The 22,929-nt window shown below is 39.8% G+C and carries 15 protein-coding genes; 10 read left to right on the top strand and 5 right to left on the bottom strand.

The features are described 5' to 3' along the window. Positions 1–10: 10 nt before the first annotated feature. On the bottom strand, positions 11–1,570 hold the full coding sequence (locus FAX86_RS00860) for a putative bifunctional diguanylate cyclase/phosphodiesterase (protein WP_144391447.1): 1,560 nt from the start codon (positions 1,568–1,570) through the stop codon (positions 11–13). Positions 1,571–1,934: 364 nt separating this feature from the next. On the opposite strand from FAX86_RS00860, the gene FAX86_RS00855 reads away from it, so the two are divergent. Genes FAX86_RS00855 through FAX86_RS00845 form a run of 3 tightly spaced genes read left to right on the top strand, consistent with a single transcriptional unit; the run spans position 1,935 to position 8,536 of the window. Continuing rightward, positions 1,935–4,619: a PD-(D/E)XK nuclease family protein gene (locus FAX86_RS00855; RefSeq protein ID WP_144391446.1), complete on the top strand. Its 2,685-nt coding sequence runs from the start codon at positions 1,935–1,937 to the stop codon at positions 4,617–4,619. After that, entirely contained in the window at positions 4,619–8,032 is a 3,414-nt protein-coding gene (locus FAX86_RS00850; RefSeq protein ID WP_144391445.1) for a UvrD-helicase domain-containing protein, read from the top strand. The genes FAX86_RS00855 and FAX86_RS00850 overlap by 1 nt, the downstream gene beginning before the upstream one ends. Positions 8,033–8,047: 15 nt before the next feature. Next, on the top strand, positions 8,048–8,536 hold the full coding sequence (locus FAX86_RS00845; RefSeq protein ID WP_144391444.1) for a DUF4442 domain-containing protein: 489 nt from the start codon (positions 8,048–8,050) through the stop codon (positions 8,534–8,536). Between the two features lie 43 nt (positions 8,537–8,579). On the opposite strand, the gene FAX86_RS00840 is transcribed toward FAX86_RS00845, so the two are convergent. Next, positions 8,580–10,079: an amidohydrolase family protein gene (locus FAX86_RS00840; RefSeq protein WP_144391443.1), complete on the bottom strand. Its 1,500-nt coding sequence runs from the start codon at positions 10,077–10,079 to the stop codon at positions 8,580–8,582. 225 nt (positions 10,080–10,304) lie between these two features. Between FAX86_RS00840 and FAX86_RS00835 the strand changes: the two genes are divergently transcribed. Beyond that, the gene (locus tag FAX86_RS00835; protein WP_144391442.1) at positions 10,305–11,120 is read left to right on the top strand and encodes a putative porin; all 816 of its coding nucleotides are present in this window, start codon (positions 10,305–10,307) and stop codon (positions 11,118–11,120) included. A gap of 58 nt (positions 11,121–11,178) precedes the next feature. Here the strand turns inward: FAX86_RS00835 and FAX86_RS00830 are convergent, their stop codons facing one another. Then, on the bottom strand, positions 11,179–12,477 hold the full coding sequence (locus FAX86_RS00830) for a pyridoxal phosphate-dependent aminotransferase (protein WP_144391441.1): 1,299 nt from the start codon (positions 12,475–12,477) through the stop codon (positions 11,179–11,181). Positions 12,478–12,694: 217 nt separating this feature from the next. On the opposite strand from FAX86_RS00830, the gene FAX86_RS00825 reads away from it, so the two are divergent. The 6 genes from FAX86_RS00825 to FAX86_RS00800 all read left to right on the top strand — a co-directional run bounded on the left by FAX86_RS00825 (position 12,695) and on the right by FAX86_RS00800 (position 20,613). Continuing rightward, positions 12,695–13,933, top strand: coding sequence for a glycerophosphodiester phosphodiesterase family protein (locus FAX86_RS00825; RefSeq protein WP_144391440.1), 1,239 nt, complete (start codon positions 12,695–12,697; stop codon positions 13,931–13,933). A 136-nt stretch (positions 13,934–14,069) separates the two neighbouring features. Then, complete coding sequence (gene pyrC / locus FAX86_RS00820; RefSeq protein ID WP_144391439.1) at positions 14,070–15,107, top strand: dihydroorotase; 1,038 nt, start codon at positions 14,070–14,072, stop codon at positions 15,105–15,107. A 95-nt stretch (positions 15,108–15,202) separates the two neighbouring features. Then, positions 15,203–16,477, top strand: coding sequence for a glycosyltransferase (locus tag FAX86_RS00815; protein ID WP_144391438.1), 1,275 nt, complete (start codon positions 15,203–15,205; stop codon positions 16,475–16,477). 50 nt (positions 16,478–16,527) lie between these two features. Continuing rightward, positions 16,528–18,333: a M61 family metallopeptidase gene (locus FAX86_RS00810; protein ID WP_144391437.1), complete on the top strand. Its 1,806-nt coding sequence runs from the start codon at positions 16,528–16,530 to the stop codon at positions 18,331–18,333. After that, on the top strand, positions 18,326–19,657 hold the full coding sequence (mtaB, locus tag FAX86_RS00805; RefSeq protein ID WP_144391436.1) for a tRNA (N(6)-L-threonylcarbamoyladenosine(37)-C(2))-methylthiotransferase MtaB: 1,332 nt from the start codon (positions 18,326–18,328) through the stop codon (positions 19,655–19,657). The genes FAX86_RS00810 and mtaB overlap by 8 nt, the downstream gene beginning before the upstream one ends. Positions 19,658–19,782: 125 nt before the next feature. Then, positions 19,783–20,613, top strand: a complete 831-nt coding sequence (locus FAX86_RS00800) for an alpha/beta hydrolase (protein ID WP_144391435.1) — start codon at positions 19,783–19,785, stop codon at positions 20,611–20,613. 78 nt (positions 20,614–20,691) lie between these two features. Here the strand turns inward: FAX86_RS00800 and FAX86_RS00795 are convergent, their stop codons facing one another. Both FAX86_RS00795 and FAX86_RS00790 read right to left on the bottom strand, forming a co-directional pair. Next, positions 20,692–21,969, bottom strand: coding sequence for an HlyC/CorC family transporter (locus FAX86_RS00795; RefSeq protein WP_144391434.1), 1,278 nt, complete (start codon positions 21,967–21,969; stop codon positions 20,692–20,694). 82 nt (positions 21,970–22,051) lie between these two features. Next, positions 22,052–22,858 (bottom strand): cytochrome C assembly family protein, encoded by an 807-nt coding sequence (locus FAX86_RS00790; protein WP_144391433.1) that lies wholly within the window; start codon positions 22,856–22,858, stop codon positions 22,052–22,054. Positions 22,859–22,929 lie beyond the last annotated feature (71 nt).

The following is a 22,929-nucleotide window of genomic DNA, read 5'->3' as shown; positions in this document are numbered from 1 at the left end:
TATAAGATTGTTACTTAGTTGATAAACTTTTCAGGTTTATCACTGAAGATTTGATAATTTTCTTTTCTGATGATTTCAGCTGTCTATTGTAATTTCTAAGTACATTATCAAAGTCACTGGATGAAACAGGTGTGCTTAAAACTTCACCTCGAATACCATTACATTCAAGTTGTTCGAGTACTTTTAATTGCTCGGTTGAAGTAACGTCCAGGCCGACAACTCGAATACCAAACTTTTGACAGATTTCAACAATCGCCTCCATCAAGAGTCGAGATTGTTCACTGTCTTCCAGTTCATGGATCAAGGTTGCATCAACTTTTATTTTGGCAATTTTTCCGGAAGAGAGTAAGTGTAAAGAAAGAGGCCCAATACCAACGTTAATTAAACTAATTATGCATCCCATTGATGCAAGTTGATCTAACGTTTTGTAGCCCTTTTCCTGCTCATAATTAAAATCCGACTCATTAATCTCAAACTCGATACAGTTCGGAGGAATATTATATCGCTTCGTCAAATCTTCAACGGCTAGCGAACAACGCGATGAACATAATAAATCACGATAAAGAGGAACGACTATTTGAGGCACGACGGTGAAATGTTTTGACCAAATACTATATTGCTCGACTGCCGACCGAATAAGTTCCATATTTAACATAGATACTTTACGTCCTGCTTCGGCGGCTTCCAGTAAAGATGCTTCGGTTTCAAGACCTGGGAAGTTAATGTAGGCAATTTGTCGAAGAGCACAAATTTTACCGGATTTCAGTTCTAGTTCCGGCTGAATGCGCTTTTCTAGTTTTCGCAAATGCAACATGTGATTTAAATGCTTTTGTTGAGTATTGAGCAACTGTACTTTTTCAGCAATTTCTGGCGTAAAAACACTGACTGAATTACGTCCGCTTCTTTTCGCTTCGTACATCGCCATGTCAGCAAAGTGGAGTAAGTCTTGAAATGATTTACCATCATCTGGATAAATGCTAACACCGATACTGCAAGTGATTAAAAGAGATAGTTCTTCACATTGAAAGGGACGGTTTAGCACACCACGAATGGAATCAACAATCCCGAGTATGGCATTGGTCTGTTCAAGTTCCTCAACTAAGAGGCAAAACTCATCACCGGATAAACGGCAAAACAAATCACTATCTCGCGTCGCTAAATCAATTCTTTTGGCAACCTGTTTTAAAATCTGGTCACCTGTTTTGTGTCCATGAGAGTCGTTAATCGATTTAAAGTGATCAATATCAATAAATACGAGTGCAAAACTTTTATTTCGTCGAGAAGTTCGTTTGATAGCTTGTTCAACGTAATAGTGGAAAAAATTTCGGTTGGGCAAGCCCGTAAGAGGATCGTAATGAGAGCCTTTGGTTTCATAAACAAGGGCTTCAGATTGCTTAATTGAATCGGAGTGAGTAAATTCTGACCGTTCATCAACCAGCTTAAAATAGTCGGCGGAGACTTCTTTTATTAAGTGGTAAATTTCAGCCGGATCAATATCTTTCGATTTAACATCGAACTCAGGGTCGAGTTGTTCTAAAAGCTTTAACAGCTTTCTCTTTGTCGCCAACATTTCTGGTGTCTCAGCAAACTTTTAATGCCACTTCTCTCCACAAAGAAGTGGTGTCCAATTGTCACCGATATCCTAATCGGGCTTTTGTTGCACTGAACTTATGTCAGTGGCCGACACTGCAAAATATTGTGTGGCAATCTGGATAACCACGTTTAACATATATTCCGATTTGTTTTTATTCTTATATATTATTTGTCGAAGCAATTACTTCTATAAGTTAGACTATCACCGATTGTTTGTGAGATAAAACCTTTTTTGTACAATATTTGGCTTTTGAAAACATAAGTTAAAGAAAACAAGATGTTAGTGAGTCGCTTTAAATATACTTCGAATATAACGAAGTCCTTTTGAAATCTATATTTATATGAAACTAGACCATCCGCTAAGAAAAAAGCTCAAAACTGAGATTGTAACTGTCATTACTGCCAGTAATCGGCAAGCGAGATATTGGACGGAGCAATATCACTCAATGCAATCGAGTCAACATCAAGTTTGGTCTTCGCCTGATATTTTACCGGTGGGCGCTTTTCTAAATCGCGTTTTTGATGAGCTATCAATGAGCATTGAGACGCCCGTGTTATTCAACAGTCAGCAAGGCTTCATATTGTGGCAGCAAATTGTTCAGCAAAGTGACATTGCGACTCACTTAATTTCGGTAAATTCAACGGCACGAAAAGCTTACGAAGCGTATCAAACATTATTGCGTTGGAATGTCTCGCTTGATGATATAAATGTCGAAACTGAGGATCACTCCGCATTTATATCTTGGGCTCGAACTTATGAAACAATGTTGAACTCTGACAGTGCGATTGATATTGCTGGGCTTTGTCAGTGGTTAGATTTTAATTTAGAAACAGTTTCTATTGAGGAATTACAGAGCATTAAATTACCCATCGTTTTTACTGGTTTTCATCAAATGGATCCTGCTTTGAATCGATTGATTGAGCGATTGAAGAATAAAGGTTGTGTAATTGATGAGCTTGAAATAACCGAAACACCCAATGCGTCAGTTGCTTTTCAGACCAACGACTTTGAATCTGAAATGGTATTGGCCGCAGACTGGTGTAAAGAGCAGCTTAAGACCACTTCTCGCAAGCGTCTGGCTGTAATTATTCCAGAATTAGATAAACGGCGATATCAAGTAGAAGATATTTTTCGAAGGCAACTTCATCCCGATCAGTTGTCCCAGATTGATGACTGTAACCTGAGTTATAATATTTCGGTGGGTGTACCTGCTTTGCATTATCCACTCATGCGTACCGCATTAAATCTTATTAAACTTTTAGGTTTGGCATTAAAACAAGATGAGCTGGCAGAGTTGTTAAAGTCAAGCTGTCTTGGTCGTTGGCATACGATTGGTGGTGAAGATTTTATTTGGCAGTTAAAGCGCTCTGCATTTCGAATTCATGAAACCGACAAGGATGAATGGAAACTTCAGTCGGTTATTGTCTTATTAGAAAAGGAGAGTCGTTCACTTAATAGTGAATCGACATCAAATAAATTGACTCAGTTTAAGTCAATAATTAGCAACTTCAATTCTTTAATGTCTCAGTCTAAAACTCCGGAGCAGTGGTCTGAAATATTTTGGGATTGGTTAGAATTATGGCAGTGGCCGGGAAAAGAGACTTTATCCAGTTATTTATTCCAACAAAAAACTCAATTTATCGGACTTTTACAACAGCTCAAGCAATATAATATTATTAATAAAAAAGTTTCATTGAGTACCGCATTCTCTTGGTTTCAAAGCATTATCGAGCAAGCAACTTTTCAACCAAAAAGTAAAGGCGAACCCATTCAGGTGATGGGGTTGTATGAGGCCATCGGGCAATCGTTTGATGCGGTGTGGCTCTCTGGAATGTCGAACAATAGTTTACCTGAAACTCCCGATCCTAATCCCTTTATTCCCTTGTCGTTTGCCCGCCAGCATTCAATGCCGGGATCAAGTCCAGATAAAGAATTGGAATACGCAACATCGTTAATTAAACAATTATTGAAAGTAAGCGACTATACCGTTGTTAGTTATTACAGCCAAGAAGGAGAAGAAAGCTTTAGTCCGACATCAATATTAAATGATTACATTACAAACTGGGAACTTAAAAGTAGTGAGCAGAAAAGCATTTTTCCTGTGATGGCTTTGGAGGAGGAAGAGTTTAATGATGAAACAGGTCTTCCAATGACGGAGTCGAAACTTATTGGCGGGGCTCAGTTTCTGCAATCACAAGCTTTATGTCCAATGCAAGGATATTTAAGTTACCGGCTGGGTTTAGAGGAGCAAGAAGAGGCTAACTTAGGCATCGATCCACGTGAACGTGGTATTTATGTACATGAAGTGATGCAATTTATTTGGCAACAGCTTGGCTCTCAAAACAAATTAATCAGTTTTAACGATGACGATTTATTTGAACTAATTAATGATGCTATTGAGAGTTGCTCTCGTCAAGTGACAACTAATTCTTCATTAATCGCAGCGATTGAAAAAGAAAAGTACACGCATTTAATTTTTGAGTTATTGCAATTGGAGAAAAAACGAGAACCCTTTAATGTTAAGGCGTTAGAGTTTGAGCAAGAAATTGTTATTAATGGTGTTAGCATTAAAACTCGTCTCGACAGGCTCGATGAGTTAGAGAATGGTAGCCAGATTGTTATTGATTATAAAACTGGGCGAGTTGATGCTCAAAAATGGTTTGGTGAACGAATAGCAGAGCCACAAATGCCAATTTACCTGATGACTGAAAAGGAAAAAATTAGAGCATTGTGTTTTGCTCAACTCCATCATTCGGGAGTTAAGTTTTCAGGTGTTTCGGAACATGACAAAGTATTGCCTGGAGTGAAGTCGATTGAGAAAGTGAGAGCGCCCGTCGATTCTTGGCGTGACTTTATTCATCAGATAGAAACAAGTATTTTTAATCTTGTTGAAGAAATTAAATTAGGTTTAGCCAGTGTTACACCTGAACATCGATTGAGAGCTTGTGATTTTTGTCCTTTTGACAGCGTATGCCGCATTGCTGAAATTGAAGCGGGTAGCAGTAGTTTTGAGGAGATGAATTAATGGCATTAAAAGATGCTGTCGCGCGTGAACAAGCCATTGATGTTACGCGATCCTTCATTGTACAAGCACCCGCGGGTTCCGGTAAAACAGGCCTAATTACTCAGCGCTTTTTGAATTTGTTGTCTTATGCGACTCAACCTGAAGATATTTTAGCGATTACATTTACCCGTAAAGCAGCCAATGAAATGCGTGAAAGAATTGTCGAGGCATTAATGGCGGCATCTGAACCGGAACCGGTAGAGGAGCATGAGAAAAAGACTTGGCGCTTAGCTAAAAAAGCAATTGAAAGAGATAAAGAACAAGGTTGGCAACTTATCGACAACCCCGCGCGGCTGCGTTTGCAAACAATAGATAGTCTTAGTGCATCTATTGTACGGCAAATGCCACTATTATCTAAGTTTGGTGTTCAACCTGGTATTGAAGAGAACGCGAGTGAGATTTATCAAGCTGCTGCGGAAGAGTACGTAAAGGCTGTATTAGTGGAGCGCTCTTATCCTGAATTTGAGAGTAGTTTGATAACGCTTTTAAAAGGAGTGAATAATCAACTTCCAACGTTGGTTGAATTACTTTCAACATTGCTTGCTCGTCGTGATCAGTGGATTAGACACTTTGTTGCCAATCAACGGTTGCTTGATCGTGAAGCTTTAGAAGCTGCGCTTGGTCAGTTTATAGGACTAAAGTTATCTAACTTAACTCAACAGTGCCCTAACTCATTGCAATCTGATTTTTTTAACTGGATTCATTTAACCGCTCAGCATGCCGATGGATTACCAGAATCGCATGCATTGTGGTCAATTGCTTCGTTAGAGCAGTGGCCTGGAGATGATGTTTATGATCTAGTTCACTGGAAATCAATTGCTAGTTATTTGCTGACAGCAAAGGGCGAGTTGAAGAAGCGTTTCACTAAAAATGATGGCGTGTTATCACCTAGTACTGCAAAAGGTAAGGAGCAAAAAGCAATCGCTCAGCAACAAAAAGAGCTGCGCGAGAGAATACTTGAGGAGCTACAAACATACCCAATGTTTTTACAGCTCTTAAAAGAAGTCAGCGCATTGCCTGACAGTGAATATACTGATGAGCAGTGGAAGGTTATAGAAGCACTTAATCAATGTTTAAATATATTGCTTGGCTTTTTGAAGTTGGAATTTCAGGCTCGTGGAAAAGTTGATTTTATTGAACTCTCTCTATCTGCTCTATTCGCTTTGCAAGATGACATTGGCATTACTGATCTTGGATTAAAGTTAGACTATCAAATTAAACATATCCTAGTTGACGAGTTTCAAGATACATCTCACGGACAATATGAATTATTGAAATTATTAACCAGTGGCTGGCAATCAGGCGATGGTCGAACATTATTTGTTGTTGGCGATCCTATGCAGTCGATTTATCGATTTCGAGAGGCTGATGTTGGTTTATATCTAAATTGTCGGCGATATGGTCTTCAAAGTATTGAGTTGGAGCCACTGCTTTTAACAACAAACTTCCGTTCAGATGCAGGAATTGTTCATTGGGTTAATCGTGCATTCAAGACAATTTTTCCGGACACAGAAAATGCGATGCTTGGCGCAGTTCCTGTAAGTTTAGCTGATGCGAACAGTGATAATAATAAAGATGCTGTAAATTTTTTGCATAAACTTAATGCCGACGAAAACTACCAGTCTATTGAGATGTTGCGGATAATTCAGTCGATACAGCAAAAACCGGAAAATAAAGATCATTCAATTGCCATTCTTGTACGGAATAAATCGCATGCCCAAAAAGTCGTCACACTGTTGAAAGCGAATGAAATTCCTGTTGAAGCGATAGAGATGGAGCGCCTTGAACAACGCCCACTCATTAAAAACTTGAAAAGTTTAGTTCGCTTTTTTATAAATCCAGCAGATTCTATTGCTCTAGCGGGTTTATTAAGAAGTCAACTTTGCGGTATTTCACTTGTCGCGATGCAAAAACTATTTAGCAGGTCACAGGCGCCCTGGCGAGTACTAGAAAGCTGGGTAACGCAGTCTAATGAAGAAACCGAGTTGGAAGATGATTATACACGTTTGAAGGAGTTTTATTATCGTATTAAACCTTTTGTTAACCGAGTAGGTAATGCTCCCGTAATCAGCTTGGTAAAATCATGTTGGTTGGCTTTGGGCGGCTATCATTTGAATCATAACCCACGAGATTTTAAAGATGCAGAGCGATTCTTCAGCTATTTTGAGGCGAAGTTATCGGGGCAATCACTTAATAATATAAAAATAGTCGATAAATTAATTGAACAGCTTTTCTCTGAATTCGAAGTGGAACATAAAACGCATCCGATAAAAGTAATGAGTATTCATAAATCGAAAGGACTTGAATTTGATCACGTGATTGTTCCTCATTTGGAGAAGCAACCCAGAAACGAACGTTCACAATTGGTTTTGTGGCAAGAGCTTCCCGATGATTCTCAGTTTGGCGATTTTTTAGTGGCACCAATGCAAACTGGAAATGAGAATGAAGATAAAATGTATCAGTTATTAAATGGAATTAACGAAGAAAAGCAGGTGTATGAAAACGGACGCTTGTTGTATGTGGCTTCAACGAGAGCAAAGAAAAGCCTTTATTTGATTGCCGAGTCAAAAGTTACTGATAATGGTGACGACTTCTCCGTCAAAGCTCCTAACCGTGGTTCGCTGTTGAATCAATTATGGCCTACTGTTGAATTTGAAATAGAAAAGCAACGTAAGGCTTATGATAACCCCGTTGACGAGTCATTTTCGGTTATAGCTGAGCACAAGAGAGGTTTGGGGCGAATTCCATTGGGTGCCATAATTAATTTGCCTTCGCCGGAACTTGAGCTAACTCAATTTATGACAACGATGAGTTCAGACAAAGATGATATTGAATTTGAGCGGGGTAATAGCAGTGCTTCAATCGTTGGCACTTTAATTCATCGCTACTTGCAAAAAATATCAGAAGAAGGTGTTGATAGCTGGGATGCCGCTCGTGTTGATCATCTAGTCCCAATTTTCAAAAAACGTTTAAAGCAGAATAATTTAATTGATGATGAGATTGAGTTTTGGTCGGAGCGAATTCGTCAGTCACTTAGCTTATGTTTGAGCGATCCAACCGGTCGCTGGATATTAACCAAACATCCATCGGCGGAATCTGAGTTTGAACTGTCGACAAAAGTGCAGGGGCAGTTTGTAAGCTCCGTTATTGATCGTACCTTTATTGACGAGAAGGGAACTCGCTGGATTGTTGATTATAAATCCAGCTACCACGAGGGAGATGATCTCGAGCAGTTTTTTGAATCGGAGTTAGCCTCATATCGTGGACAGCTTCAAATGTACGCCAAATTGATGTCAGCACTCGATCAGAGGCCGATTCGATGCGCATTGTATTTTCCTATGCACCAAAAGCTATTAGAATATTCGGAATATTAAATTTGAGAATGAGTTATGAAAAAGAATTTTTTAGCGAGTGTTGTTGATAAAATAAACAACAAACCTAAGTTGTATCGAAATTGGTTATTAAATTATTTGTTGGGCTCAACGATTAAATTTGTTGGCACAGCTGGAGTTAAGTGCGAAGCGCTCTCACGTGAAGAAAGTATATGGACTTTAAAAAATCGGAAAAAGGTGAGAAATCACATAAAAGGAATTCATGCTGCGGCAATGGGATTATTAGCTGAAACGGCGACAGGAATGGTGGTTGGTATGAATGTTCCTGATGACCGTACACCGGTAATAAAGTCAATGCGGGTAAGTTACCTCAAGCGCGCAAAAGGTAATTTACGCGCTGTTGCGAAACTATCAGGTGAACAAATACAACAGATTATTGACACCGAAAAAGGAGAACTGACGGTCCCTGTGGTGGTAACCGATAGTGAGGGAAATGAACCAATTGAATGTGAAATGATTTGGGCCTGGACACCCAAAAGAAAGTAACTGATTTAGCGAGAGCTCTTTAAGGGCTCTCGCTAAAACTTAGTTATTGAGCTTGCTTTATTTGGCTCCATAATCCCGACATTTCTTTCTCAAACACCTGAAAACGTAAAGACAAATCTTTCATTATTTCTTTTTGCTTTTCCTCCGTAAGGAAAGAGTATTTAATACTATTAAAGACATATTCCTTAATCTGGGAGTAGTCTGGTCGATAACGAGTGGTTAATAATACAAACTCATTTGTTAAGTTGTTTCTCGAAACACCGGAGTCGTCGGTTGAAATGACCATGGGTACATCGTATTTTGAGTAAATATTATATGGGTGAGCATTGTGTTTAACGCCAAGTATAAATTCGTTGCTCGTCAGGTTTATTTCTACGACTGCGTTTTCTTTTAAATCTTTAAGAACATTAATTGAGTTTTTTTCATAGGGTATATCGATACCATGTCCAATTCGTTGTGCTTTGGCAATGTTTCTTGCTTCTTCGATATGGAATAACAAATCTTCAGGACGAACCATGCCGAGTGTAAGTTCCCCTGCGTGTAGTGCTCGTCCCACTTGTGGATAATTTCTCGCTAAATAATTATACATTCGCATATGTAGCGTATAGTCTGCGAGAGCGGTCGCATTATTTTCAGGTGCGACAATGTTGACACCGACAAAAAGGGGTGATGTCTCACAAGCTTGGTAACCAGCTAATAAGTCAAGATACACTTGCAACGGATTCAATACGCGTACGGCATAAGATTGATATCGCATGGTAAAGTTGGATTGGTCGATACCTTGGTGGTCTTGTTCTAACGTATCGACAAAAGATTTTACTTGCGATACAAAGTCGGAGTTATTGAGAACTGCATCGTCAATTTTCTTTAATATGGTGTCGACTTCTTTTTGACTTTCTGTTTTCCTGAGTTCGTCAATTAGGGATATGGATTGTTGGTTATCGAAAAAGTTTTTTGCTTTTACTCCGACACGACTCAGCATGGTTTCAATGTAAGAAACATTTTCATCGATGGCACGTTGCTTGATGATTTTTAAGCCAATTGCCTGGTTGTCATCGGATATTGGGCCAAAATAACCAAATGTATTAAAAAAATTTGAGTCTGGTGGAACCTGCTCATGAAAATGATTTGAGAAATCTTTATTGGACCAAAGCATTAGTAATTGGCGAAAAGAACGGTTGTCATTTAAAAGTTCTTGAACTGTCATTGCCGGCTTATCGCAAGCCTTAATTTTCGTTTTTTTATTGGATGTAATAATTCTCGATGTGCAGGGATTGATGAGCCAACCTTTTTCTTTAACCCAATCTAAGTAAGTTTCGGCATAAATTGTTCCTGAGTAATGGTGATGGATGTCAGCACCTTTGGGCATTTTAGTTAGAAATAGATTAAGTGTTGATTCATCTATGGCTGATGGTCGAGTTATTGACTGATAAAACTCTTCGGTAGCTTTGAAGTGTGATGTTTCTGATTGGATAACTCTAGTGTTAGCACATCCCGATAGAACAACTATCAGTATGGAATATAATGTGAGTCGATTTACCATGGCAATTCCTCTTTATTTTATTTAAGCCTGTATCGATCGCGTATTGTATGACTCTTATCTTACAGGGGTTGAGTGTTGATGTCTTGATAAGCTTGCTTGCTGGTTATTTAATGCACGACATCTTCTAAGAGTAGATGAGACTTAATTTAATCGCCAGTTCAGGAATGGTTCAGTTTACTTGGGTAAAATTGCTCTCGAATTTTACAAATATAACTGGAGTATCTCATGAAGTTAAAATTACTTGTTGCGTCAATGCTAGCTGCAACCACTGTTATGGCTGAAGACTACCAATTATTTACCGATGTATCTTATCAAAATACGAACTTTGAATTTGGCCCGGTAGAAACTGATATGAATGCCGTAGCTTTATCTGGACAATACTTTTTTTCGGACAAAACATCATTAGGTCCGTTAAATGAATTTGAATACATCAATTCAACCAGTAATGTTTTTGGAAATTACTTTAATGTTGAAAATGGGGATTTTTACTCAGGCACTGTAGGTGGAGAATTATTCGTAAATAGTTTCTTAGTGGGTGCATCTTATTCAGACGATGAGGATGGCGATGATGTTTCCGCAGTAAAACTGGGTTATTTAATTTCGGATGACCTGTTGGTTGATGTCGAAGTCATTGACAATGGTTTTGATACGGTTAGTTACTTCTCTGCTGCTTATAATTATCAACTGAACAAAAGCGATTACATCGGATTTTCGATGACCGTGGATGATGAAGGCGAGCAAACAATGTTGTCTTCAAAGTATTTTACGGCATTGAGCAATGGAGGGTATTTGACCGCGAGTTTAGCGTATATGGATAATGAATTTGATGATGCTTGGGCGCTAGAGTCTTCTTACTATTTCAATGAAATGACTTCTGTCTCTGCTGGTGTTACTACCGAGGATGAGTACAGTGTTGGCGTTCGTCACTTTTTTAATAAAAATGTATCCGCGAATATTGGTTATCAATCGGGTACAGCCGATATTTTTGGAATAGAGTTTGACCAAGAGGTGTTAACTCTCGGAGTTTCAGCTCAGTTCTGAGGCTAACTATGGTTACACCGGGTTGTTAAGTTGTCATTTTGCAACCCGGTATTATTTTTTATTCAGCTTGAGTTTCATTTAGCCAATCAATTATTTTTTCAACGCCACTGATACATCCACCGCCATACTGTTTGGCAAACTCTTCACCCAGAGTCTGATCGAGAGGAATTTGCTCTGCTGCTGTTAACGCTCTGGCACCATCAAAATCGACAAAAGCAATTCGGACGGTCAGTTCATCTTTTGGTCGTCCGAATGACTCTCCTGGTAACATGGCGACTCCAGTCTCTTTTAAAATTACTTCGCACAATTTTGAGCTCGAGGTAATTCCTCGCTGATTGAGTTTCTTTTTAAAAGGTGCAAAGTCAGGAAAAATGTAAAAGGCGCCATCCGGCATGACAAGGTCAAAGCCTGCATTTTGCAACCGAGAGACTATCGCTTTGGCAATAGCGTGTAATATGCGCCGGCTATTTGCCAGATAACGCTCAATTTCGAGACCGCCGATAAAGGCACGCACAGCAGCATACTGTATTGGGGCCGAGGTTGAGGTAAATGTTTCACTGGCCACAGTTGCCATTGCATTAAGTAGCCATTTCATATTATTCGGAAAAGCAAAAGTTCCAAGGCGCCACCCTCCAGCACCACACCATTTACTTAATCCACTGCTAATGATTGTTCCTTCTGGATAAAATTGGGCGATAGACACATGATTGCCATCGTAATCGAGTTCGCTATAAATTTCGTCAGATAAAACCAGAACTTTATATTTTCGGAATTTTTTTGCTAACGCTTTTAATTCTTTTTCAGTGTACGTATATCCGTGTGGATTGGCTGGATAATTTAAAATAACAAGTCGCGGTTTATTTTCATCTTTGTGGCACAGTTCTTCGATGCATTCAGGAGTAACTTTCCATTGATTAGAGGCATCCGTTTCAAGCCAATGAATATGACGTCCAATAATATGAGCTTGTGGGGCGTAAGATACCCAGCTTGGCGTTGGAATTACCAGGTCTCCGTAATACACTAATTGGAGAATGAACATTAATTCTTTTGAACCAGGGCCAATTAATATGTTTTCCGGTGCCGTAGAAATACCATGAGTTCTATGATGGTAATCTGCAACTGCACCTCTCAGTTCCCTTAATCCTGCTACCGGTAAATAGTCTTTTTGGTGAGCATTAACTTTAAGCTCTTCTTCGACAACTTGTGGTACTGGAAATGGGCTTTGACCTAATCCCAGCTTTGTGACTGGCTGGCCCTGCTTAATGAGGTCGTTACTGATCTCATTGATGGCTAATGTTGCTGATAAAGGTAAACCTCGCACATTTAAATTAAGGTGGATGTCGGGTTGTTTTTTCATATGTCTCCTTGTCACTGTGAGTTATTTGTTTTTTTATAATGTCCGACTTATCAGTTTAGAATAAATCTTTCGCATCTCCAGTCGAGTATAATTTCAGGAGAATAAATTAATTGATAAATTTGTCATGTTTTGTACATTTCGTTTTCACATTATCTCAATATTCTAAGTTTGTCGTTGGATATTAAATTCAATTTTAAGATGAACTTCTGGAGATAATATGAAATTGTTCTTATGGGCCACAATATTTTTAGTTATTTGCGTTACGTCATCAGCAAAAGCACAGAATAACTCATGGAAAAAGCTGTTTGATAATCAGTTAGGGCCTAGGCCCTTTTTTTTGTTAAATGATATGGATGAAGGGCCTTTAAAGTCCGCACTTCAGCAATGTGAAGATCGCTTGTTTTATCGTAAATCAGATTTTTCAATTGGTCATCGTGGAGCGCCAATGCAGTTTCCTGAGCACACGAAGGAGTCGTATATTGCAGCTGCAAAAATGGGGGCTGGTATCGTTGAGTGTGATGTCACATTTACTCAAGATAAAGAGCTTGTATGTCGACATTCCCAGTGCGACTTACATACGACAACAAACATTTTGGAAATTCCTGAGTTAGCTACCAAGTGTAGCGAACCTTTTTCTCCAGCAGATCCTGTTTCGGGTAAGCCCGCATCTGCTCGCTGTTGTACCAGCGATATCACACTGAATGAGTTTAAGAGTTTGTGCGGAAAAATGGATGCTGCGAATACTGATGCTAAGAGTGTTGCCGAGTATTTGAAAGGGACAGCAAAATGGCGTACGGATTTATACTCTTCATGCGGAACTGTTTTATCTCATAAAGAAAGTATTGACTTGTTCAAGCAATTAAGCGTGAAAATGACACCTGAGTTGAAAGCGCCATCCGTTGATATGCCTTATGAGGGGACATACTCTCAAGCCGATTACGCGCAACAAATGATCGACGAGTATCGTGAAGCCCGTATTCCACCTCGTCAGGTTTTTCCCCAGTCTTTTAACTTAGATGATGTTAAATACTGGATAGAAAACGAGCCTCGATATGCTCAAAGAGCGGTTTATCTCGATGCGCGCATGTATCAAGATGAAGACTTCCAGCCCAGTTTAGTGGATATGATGCGTCTTAGAGATCAGGGTGTAAATATTATTGCGCCTCCCATGTGGGCATTGTTGAGTGTTTCCGAAAATAACGAAATTGTGCCCTCAAGTTACGCGTTACTAGCTAAACAAGCGGGCTTAAAAATAATTACCTGGACTCTTGAGAGAGATGGTCCTTTGGCCAGTGGCGGTGGATGGTATCATCAGTCTATTTCACAATTGATAAATAATGATGGTGACACTTATAAAGTGCTCGATGTACTTGCTCGAAAAGTTGGTGTTATCGGTGTTTTTTCTGATTGGCCAGCAACTACGAGTTTTTATGCAAATTGTATGAATATTCGCTAATAAGCTGTAGGGCGAGGCAGCATTCTGCCTCGCAAATTTCTCCGTCCCCCAAACTTCCTTTTTAAGTGGTATAATGCGGTCATAATCGAAAGTTTAATTTCTATCTTCCTTTTGAAATCACAGCAATGGAGACGGCATGACCGAATTGACCATAACGCAACCCGACGATTGGCATCTGCATTTTCGTGATGGCGATATTTTAAAGGAAACCGTTAAAGCCACCGCTCGATGTTTTGCTCGAGCAATCGTTATGCCAAACCTCGTTCCTCCCGTTACAACGGCAAACATGGCGCTAGAGTATAAGTCTCGCATCGTAGACGCCATTCCGAAAGGTCATTCTTTCGAACCTCTTATGACTTTGTATCTGACTAATCAAACGACTAGAAAGGACATACGGGAAGCAAAAAAAGCTGGTGTCATTGCTGCTAAGTTGTATCCTGCAGGAGCGACAACTAACTCTGACGCTGCAGTGAGTCAGTTAGATGCGCTGTATCCTATTTTTGAGGAAATGCACGAGCAAGGTATGCTCTTACTCGTGCATGGAGAAGTCACAGAGAGTCATGTTGACATTTTTGATCGAGAAAAAGAATTTATTGATCGGTTTTTAATTGATATCGTTCGTAACTTTCCATCATTGAAAGTTGTTCTGGAACATATCACAACAAAAGACGCGGTTGATTTTGTCGTTACTTCTCCGGATACCGTTGCTGCGACTATAACTCCACAACATTTGTTAATGAATCGAAATGATTTATTAGTAGGTGGCATTCGACCACATAATTATTGTTTGCCAATACTGAAAAGAAACACACATCAAATTGCTTTGCAAAAAGCCGTGGCCAGTGGGTCTAAAAAATTCTTTTTAGGAACCGATTCAGCACCTCACGCGAAACATAAAAAGGAAACAGCCTGTGGCTGTGCAGGATGTTACAGTGCATGGAGTGCTATTGAGTTATATGCGCAAGTATTTGACGACCTAGGCTGTTTAGAAAACCTGGAAGGGTTTGCCTCACATTATGGTCCTGATTTTTATGGGCTTCCAAGAAACGAAAAAACGATCACTTTAAGAAAGAAATCATGGCAAGTACCTGAGTCGATAGAGCTTCCCGATGGATCACCCATTGTTCCTTTTTATGCTGGGCAAGAAGTTCACTGGCAATTAGACGAAGCTTAGTTGTGAATGAAACGAACTTGGTTTTAATGTAAAAGTTACTCATGGCTGAGTTCTTTCTAAATTCTTAGATTGGTTGCTGGCCTTTATTGTAGATTATGTTTGATTTCAATTCTAATAATACACTTTTGGTGATCGGTTACGTTTGGCCAGAGCCAAACTCGTCGGCGGCGGGTCGGCACATGCTCTCGCTTTTACGACTCTTTAAAAAGCATCATTGGCGTGTGATTTTTTCTACTCCGGCAAAAAAAACAGAATTTATGCATGATTTATCTTCGGAGAATATCGAGTCTGTTGAAATCAAACTAAATGATGTTTCATTTAATGAGTTTGTTAGAGAACTTCAGCCTGATGCGGTTCTATTTGATCGTTTTATGATGGAAGAGCAGTTTGGCTGGCGAGTGGCTCAAGAATGTCCCAATGCTGTTCGAATTTTAGATACCGAAGATTTACAGTTTTTACGACATGCGCGTCATACGGCTTTTAAACAAAATAAAGAGTGTGAACCTGCATTTTATTTTAATGATATTGCCTACCGCGAAATTTCTGCAATTCACCGCAGTGATCTTTCTTTAATTATTTCGAGCTTTGAGTTTGAGCTGCTGCAAAAGCAGTTTCACGTTCCGGAATCGCAGTTGTTGTATTTGCCTTTTTTATTGAACGACTCGGAGTTTAACCGGAAGACGAAATCATGGTCCGAGAGAAGTCACTTTGTCGCAATAGGAAATTTTCGTCATGCACCAAATTGGGATTCCGTTTTATATTTAAAGCAGCTTTGGCCGAAGATTCGACAACAATTGCCCACTGCAGAACTCAATATTTATGGTGCTTATACACCGCCAAAAGCGACAGCATTAAATGACCCTTCTTCTGGATTTAATGTTTGTGACCGTGCGGAAGATGCCTTTGAGGTTATTGAGAATGCGCGTATTTTACTGGCCCCGTTGCGATTTGGTGCTGGTATTAAGGGCAAATTATTGGACGCTATGATTACTGGAACACCCAGTATTACCACTTCGATAGGTGCAGAGGGCATGTACGATGGCTCGGACTGGCCTGGTGCGGTAGAAGATGGATTTGAATCCTTCGTCGAGCAAGCAGTGCGCCTTTATCGAGATGAAGATTCCTGGTTAGGTTGTCAAGACAGTGCCAAGAAGTTGTTAAATACCCGATATGATTACCGACCTTATGAAAAAGCACTAATTGCTGCGTTAGATAACATACTAGCGGACGTATCTGTGCATCGAGCGAAGCATTTTCTGGGCGCCATGATGCGCCACCAAAGTATGAACAGTTCAGAATATATGTCACGATGGATTGAGTTGAAAACCCAGCTCAATAATTTGACCAGCGATACTGACGAAGACGCTTGAGTATGTTTTTGATACAATAGCGCGCTCACAACTAGTCGCCAGGTTTTTTGATGTATAAGTTTTTGATTTATCTGTTTTTATTAAGCGTCACATTGAGCTGTGTGGAAGCCAGACAAGATATTGAGTATCACATTGATATTAATCAGCCAGTGCATCATTTGGCTAAGGTGACAATTAAGTTTCCTGCTCATACTGAGTCAATGCTTGAAATCAAAATGCCTGTTTGGCGTAGCGGCTACTATCATATTTTAGATCTCTCAAAAAATGTCCGGGAATTTTCGGCGACTACTCTGACGGGTGAGCCGCTTGAGTGGTCCATGATCGATAAAGCCAGCTGGCAAGTGCTGTCGGAAGGGAAGGCGACTAAAATTACCTATCAGATCTATGCCAATAATATTGGTCGACGAACCAGCGTCATCGATGAAACACACGCGTTTTTAGATGCTTCAGCCGTTTTTATGTACAGCCCAACGTTTCGCGATGAACCTTTAACGGTATCTTTAGATGTTCCAACAGAATGGCGATCACGTTCTGGTATGGAGTCGGTCGGACGACACGTTTTTCGCGCGGGGAATTACGATATATTGATTGACTCGCCTATTGAAACTGGAATTCATAGTTTTCATGAATTTTCAGCGGGTGAGCGACAATACGAAATTTTATTTTGGGGACGTGGAAATTACGACGAAACAAAGATTATCAAGGATTTGATTAAGTTGGATGCTGAAGTCGAAAAAGTATGGGGAGCATTTCCTTATTCTAGATATCTTTATATGGTGCACGCAACGAGTGGACCAAGAGGGGCAACAGAGCACATTAACTCGACGATAATTCAACGGCAAAGAGACAAGTTTGCATCGCGTGAAGACTACATTGATTTTATGACAACCGCTGCGCATGAGTTGGTGCATACCTGGAATGTTAAAGCTTACCGACCTGAAGGACTAGTTCCTTACGACTTTCAAAAAGAAAACTATACGACATTATTATGGGTGGCAGAGGGAACAACCAGTTACTTTGATACGCTATTGACTCGTCGAGCAGGAATAATGACTCAAGACGAGTTTCACAAAGATTTGGCGAAGGGTATTGAGCGGTACTTAAATAGACCTGGTCGCGAAGTTCAGTCCATCTCTGAGGCTAGTTTTTATAATTGGATTGAGTCGACAAATGACTTTACCATTAATCACAGTGTTAACATCTATCGCAAAGGCTCTTTAGTTAGTTGGTTGCTTGACTTTGAAATTCAAAGAGCAACGGCAGGTGAAAAGTCCTTAGAAGATGTACATCGGAGACTTTACGAGCTGTATCCATTACCGGGTAAAGGATATTCAGAAAAAGATTTTTTGACGATTGTTAATGAGCTGACCGATAAAGACTTTAGTAACTTTTGGGAGTCTCACATTGCAGGAACAGAAAAAATCGACTTTTCATTGTTGTTGGATTTCGTGGGACTCCAAATAGAAAGAAAAACAAGTGATAAACAGACCATCGATTTAGGGCTCTCCTACGATGATTCCTTGAAAGTCACTCGAGTTCGCAAGGGTTCCGCAGCTTGGGAAGCTGGTTTAACAATTGATGACGTTTTGATTTCATTCGACGGTATGCGATTAACCAATAAAAATATTGAGCAGCGTCTCGATGCTCTTAAAGTGGATAGTGAAGTGAACATTCATTTTTTTCGTCGCGATGAATTATTCGAGCTAAGCGTCGATGTAGAGAAAAACGAGAATAAAAACTTAAATGTGGTTGTTAATAAGGATGCTTCCGAAGAGCAGCAGAAAAGGTACAAGGACTGGACCGGACATGATTTAATCGAAAAGGATGATAAGAAAGAGACACAAACCAATGAGTAAAGTTTTTTTAACCGCATTAGGTTGTCGTTTAAACGAAGCTGAATTACAACGATGGGCTCAAGAATATCAAGCGATAGGTTACTCGTTAACACCTATGCCAGATGATGCAGCAGTCATGGTTGTTAATACCTGTGCTGTAACTGGAGAGGCAGCGCGAAAATCTCGTCAGATTATTCGTAAGCATCACCGAAAAAATCCTTCGGCAAAAATGGTTGTTACGGGGTGTTACGCGTCGCTTGAAGAGGAGCAAGCCAACGAGCTATTAGGTGTTGACTTGGTTGTTCCTAATACCGAGAAAGACTCTTTGGTCGAGAAAACACAAGCTGTACTTGAATTACCAACAATGCCGGCAATGGCATCAGAACCTGGCGCTCCCGCATTATTTGCGCGAAACAAAGAAAGAGCGTTTATTAAAGTGCAAGATGGTTGCCGTTACCGATGTACATTTTGTATCGTTACTGTTGCTCGTGGAGAAGAGCGAAGTCGCACCGAAGAATCTATCATTGATGAAGTTAACCAGCATGTAAGAGAAGGGGTTCAAGAAATTGTCATTGCCGGTGTTCATGTTGGTGGTTATGGTAGCGATATTGACTCTGACTTATTCAGTCTTGTTCGGCGTATTTTAAAAGAAACTGAAATACCTCGAATTCGTTTTGCTTCGGTGGAGCCATGGGATTTGCCTGAAGACTTCTTTACTTTATTTGAAAACCCTCGTGTGATGCCCCACATGCACTTACCATTGCAAAGTGGTACTGATAGTGTCTTACGACGAATGGCTCGACGGTGTAAAACTGAGGAGTTTGAGCGATTGGTGACGCAAGCCCGAGAGAAAATTCCAGGATTCAACGTGACAACAGATATTATTGTTGGTTTTCCTGGCGAAACGGATGAAGAGTTTGAACGATCTCTAGCTTACATTGAACAAATAGGATTTGGTCATATTCATATTTTTTCTTATTCACCGAGAGAGGGAACTAAGGCTGCGAGATTGGCAAATCACGTTGATAAAAGCGTTAAAAAGGAACGAAGCTTAAGATTGCATCAATTGGCGTCTCAATTAAAAACAAGCGCTCTACAAGATCAAGTGGGTCAAAAGGTTTCTGTACTCTGGGAAGGTTCTCCAAAAATGTTGGATAACGGTAAAGTCCGATACGTTGGTCACACACCCAATTATCATCGAGTCTGTGTTGAGCTTTCTGGAAAGTATCAGTTGGAAAATCAAGTGACAGAAACGACATTGGTATCGGTGGAAGATGAAATGCTAATCGGCTCAATTGATGAGTCATCCATTGCAACATCTGGAGCGGTTATTTTTCGACAATAATGACATTGAGTCTTAAAGGATAAATCGGATAGTAAAAGATTGATATATAGCTCCAATGCTTATTGAAAAGTGCCATTTTAGTAACGCCAAAAGCGTAAGTTTTCTTATCTGAAAGTATATTTGATATGCTGAAATCTTTAATTCGACTGATACTCTTGTCAATAATCCTTGTTGCGATTGCATTTGGTTTTAATGATCTTTTAGTAAGTCACTTTGCTTTTCATCCAATGAAACAAAGTGAACAAACTTTTATTAGCGAAGATAACATTGAAGAAGTTGTTATCGAAACTAAGGAGGGTATTCGGCTTCAAGCATTTCATTTAAAAAATAAAAATGCTGATAGTATCCTCGTTTATTTTCACGGCAATGCAGGTAATGCCTATCAAAGAATTGAACACGTCAAACAATTTAGAAATTTAGGATTAGAAGTTTTACTCCTTAGCTATCGCGGCTATGGAAACAGTGAAGGAGAGCCAAGTGAGCAAGGCGTTTATGAGGATGCGGCAGCCGCACTTCATTTCGTGAACACTAAACTCGGTTGGGATGATAAGAAAATTGTGATTTATGGACGGTCAATTGGTAGTGCTGTGGCCATTAATGTGGCTCAACATCGCAATACTTTAAAAGGATTGATTTTGGTTACTCCATTGCAAAGTGGAAGGGAGATGGCTGAAAGGATGGGGCTTGGGTGGTTTATCAGGCCCGACAAAATACCATTTAATTCGATTGAGAAATTGAAAAATATTTCGAGCCCAATTTTGTTTATTCATGGAAATAATGATCAAGTTATTCCGATTGAGCAAGGGCAAGCGCTCTATGAAGCGTTTCTTGGTAAAAAAGTCTTTCGAGTTGTCAAAGGTGGCAATCACAATAACTTAGTTGGATTGGCGGGAAAAGACTTTTGGAAATGGATTGCAAACTTCTTACAAGACAGCTCAAGTAAAATCATCAACTAAAAGAAGTTGTGATTTAATTTGAGTCAAATATTTTTATACCTGCCTAGAAGATAAATGAATAATTTTAGAAAATCTTTATTAGGCTGTTTCTTTCCATTCTGTCCATAGCTTTACGCTTTTAATCAAATTTCCTTTAATCTGTAAAATTTCAATGGGGTAACTTTCTAGTTTCAACCCGGTACCTGGTTGAGGAATTGTCTCCAAGTATTCGATTATAAGACCACTAAGTGTTTTGGGGCCATCTGTCGGTAAATCCATTTTAAGTGTTTTATTTAAGTCTCGAATAGTGACTGTGCCATCAATCATGAAGCTGCCGTCTTCCTGAGGATGAATGTCTTTGGACGTCGTTGCTGCGAAATCGGTGGTAAATTCACCTACAATTTCTTCAAGAATGTCTTCTATAGTTACGAGTCCCTGGATATCGCCATATTCATCGACCACCATTCCAATTCGCTGTTTTTTTCGTTGGAACTTTAAAAGCTGTGTGTTTAATGGTGTACCCTCAGGAACAAAGTAAACCGGAGTCATTAGCTCTAGGATGGCTTCTTTGGTGATCTCTTCAATATCTCTGCTCATCAAATTTGCGATATGTCGAGCATGTAACATTCCTTTAACTTGATCGATACTGTCAACATAAACCGGCAAACGAGTATGTTGTGCATTTCTGAGCTGTTTGATCAGGTCATTGATATCCTCATCCAAATCAACGCCAGTAATCTCATTTTTAGGAACCATGATGTCTTCAACCGTGGCGTGCTCTAAATCGAGAATGCTTAATAGCATATTTTGGTGACGTTTCGGTATCATACTTCCCGCTTCATTTACAACGGTTCGCAGTTCTTCTGAGCTCAAGTCATCGCCTTGTTGGCTGTGTACGCTAATGCCAAATAATTTCAAAAGGCCATTGGAAATTGAGTTTACAATCATTACGAACGGCGTTAGTAATTTGAGTAACGGTGTTAAAATAAAGGAAGCTGGAAAGGCTATGCGCTCAGGTTTTATTGCTGCTAACGTTTTGGGAGTGACTTCAGCGAAGATGAGAACAACGATCGTAAGGACGAACGGCAAAATAAATTCGCCATACTCACCCCAAAATCGAATGGCTAGAACTGTAGCCACCATGGTAGCTAAAATATTAACAAGATTATTGCCAATCAAGATAATTCCAATCAGCCGATCAGGTCTTTTCAATAAATTGCTAACCAGACGGGCTGCTCGGTGATTTTTCTTTACGCGATTTTTAAGCCGATAACGGTTGATCGACATCATGCCTGTTTCTGAACTGGAAAAGAATGCGGAAAGAAACAGTAGAGCAATAAAGCTGAGTATCAGACTACTCGTCGATAATTCGTCCAAAGATTCGAGTTCTCTTATTCAATATAGTGGGTTCAAGCGACTCAGGCTTTCATTTTAAAGGATGCCATTTGTCATCGCTAGTCTATTGTAGAATTAGTTCAATCACGAGTTTGCTGCCAAAATATCCCAGTGACAGTAAGACAAATCCCGCTAATGTCCATTTTGCTGCAGTCATGCCTCGCCAGCCTTTCCACTGATGTCCTACCAATAGGATTCCAAATGTAAACCAGGCTAGTGTTGAAAGTACGGATTTGTGCAGAGGTTGATTAGAAAAACCCTCTTGCAGAAAAAATATTGCAATAACAAGCGATAGGCTCATTAAAATAAAACCAATGAGTAGCCACTGAAATAGAAAGCTTTCCAAACTTTGTAATGGTGGAAAGTAGGAAGGCACATGAGTTGGATGGCTTTTTAAACGCATATCTGCAAAAGCTAGCAAGATAGCTTGAACGGCTGCCAGCAAGAGAAATCCTGTCGCTGTTATTGCTGAAAAAATATGCAGTAAAGTAATCCATTGACCGCTTAATTGCGCCTCTGGCTCGCCTGGATAAGCCATGCCGAGAGCTGAGCTCAGTAACGCAAAGCTCGCAATTATGCTGGTCATTAAGGTGACATTGCGCTTAAAGCTGTTTATCAAAAGAACAATCATTGCGAGCCAGTTGGTCAGGCTCATCATATTGAAAAGTGTCAAATTTTGACGCTCTGTTTGATCAATTAACAAATATAAGAACAGCCCATGAACCAACACCGCGCTCAAGGTAAATATATTGAGGCCAGAAGGACTATTACGTGCAGCTCGCAATTTTAATAAAGATGTCGCAACAACCAGCACGTACAAGGATATTGTAAAAATACCGCTAATAAACAAAGGAGTCAGAGGGTTTTCCATTCAATTAATCTAATTAGAGGCATTTAATTGGGTGCTTGGTTACTGGCACGCAACTAAGTACCATGCATTTG

The organism is Pleionea sediminis, from assembly GCF_007570825.1.
Lineage (GTDB): Bacteria > Pseudomonadota > Gammaproteobacteria > Enterobacterales > Kangiellaceae > Pleionea > Pleionea sediminis.
This window is presented reverse-complemented; position numbering and strand designations above follow the sequence as displayed.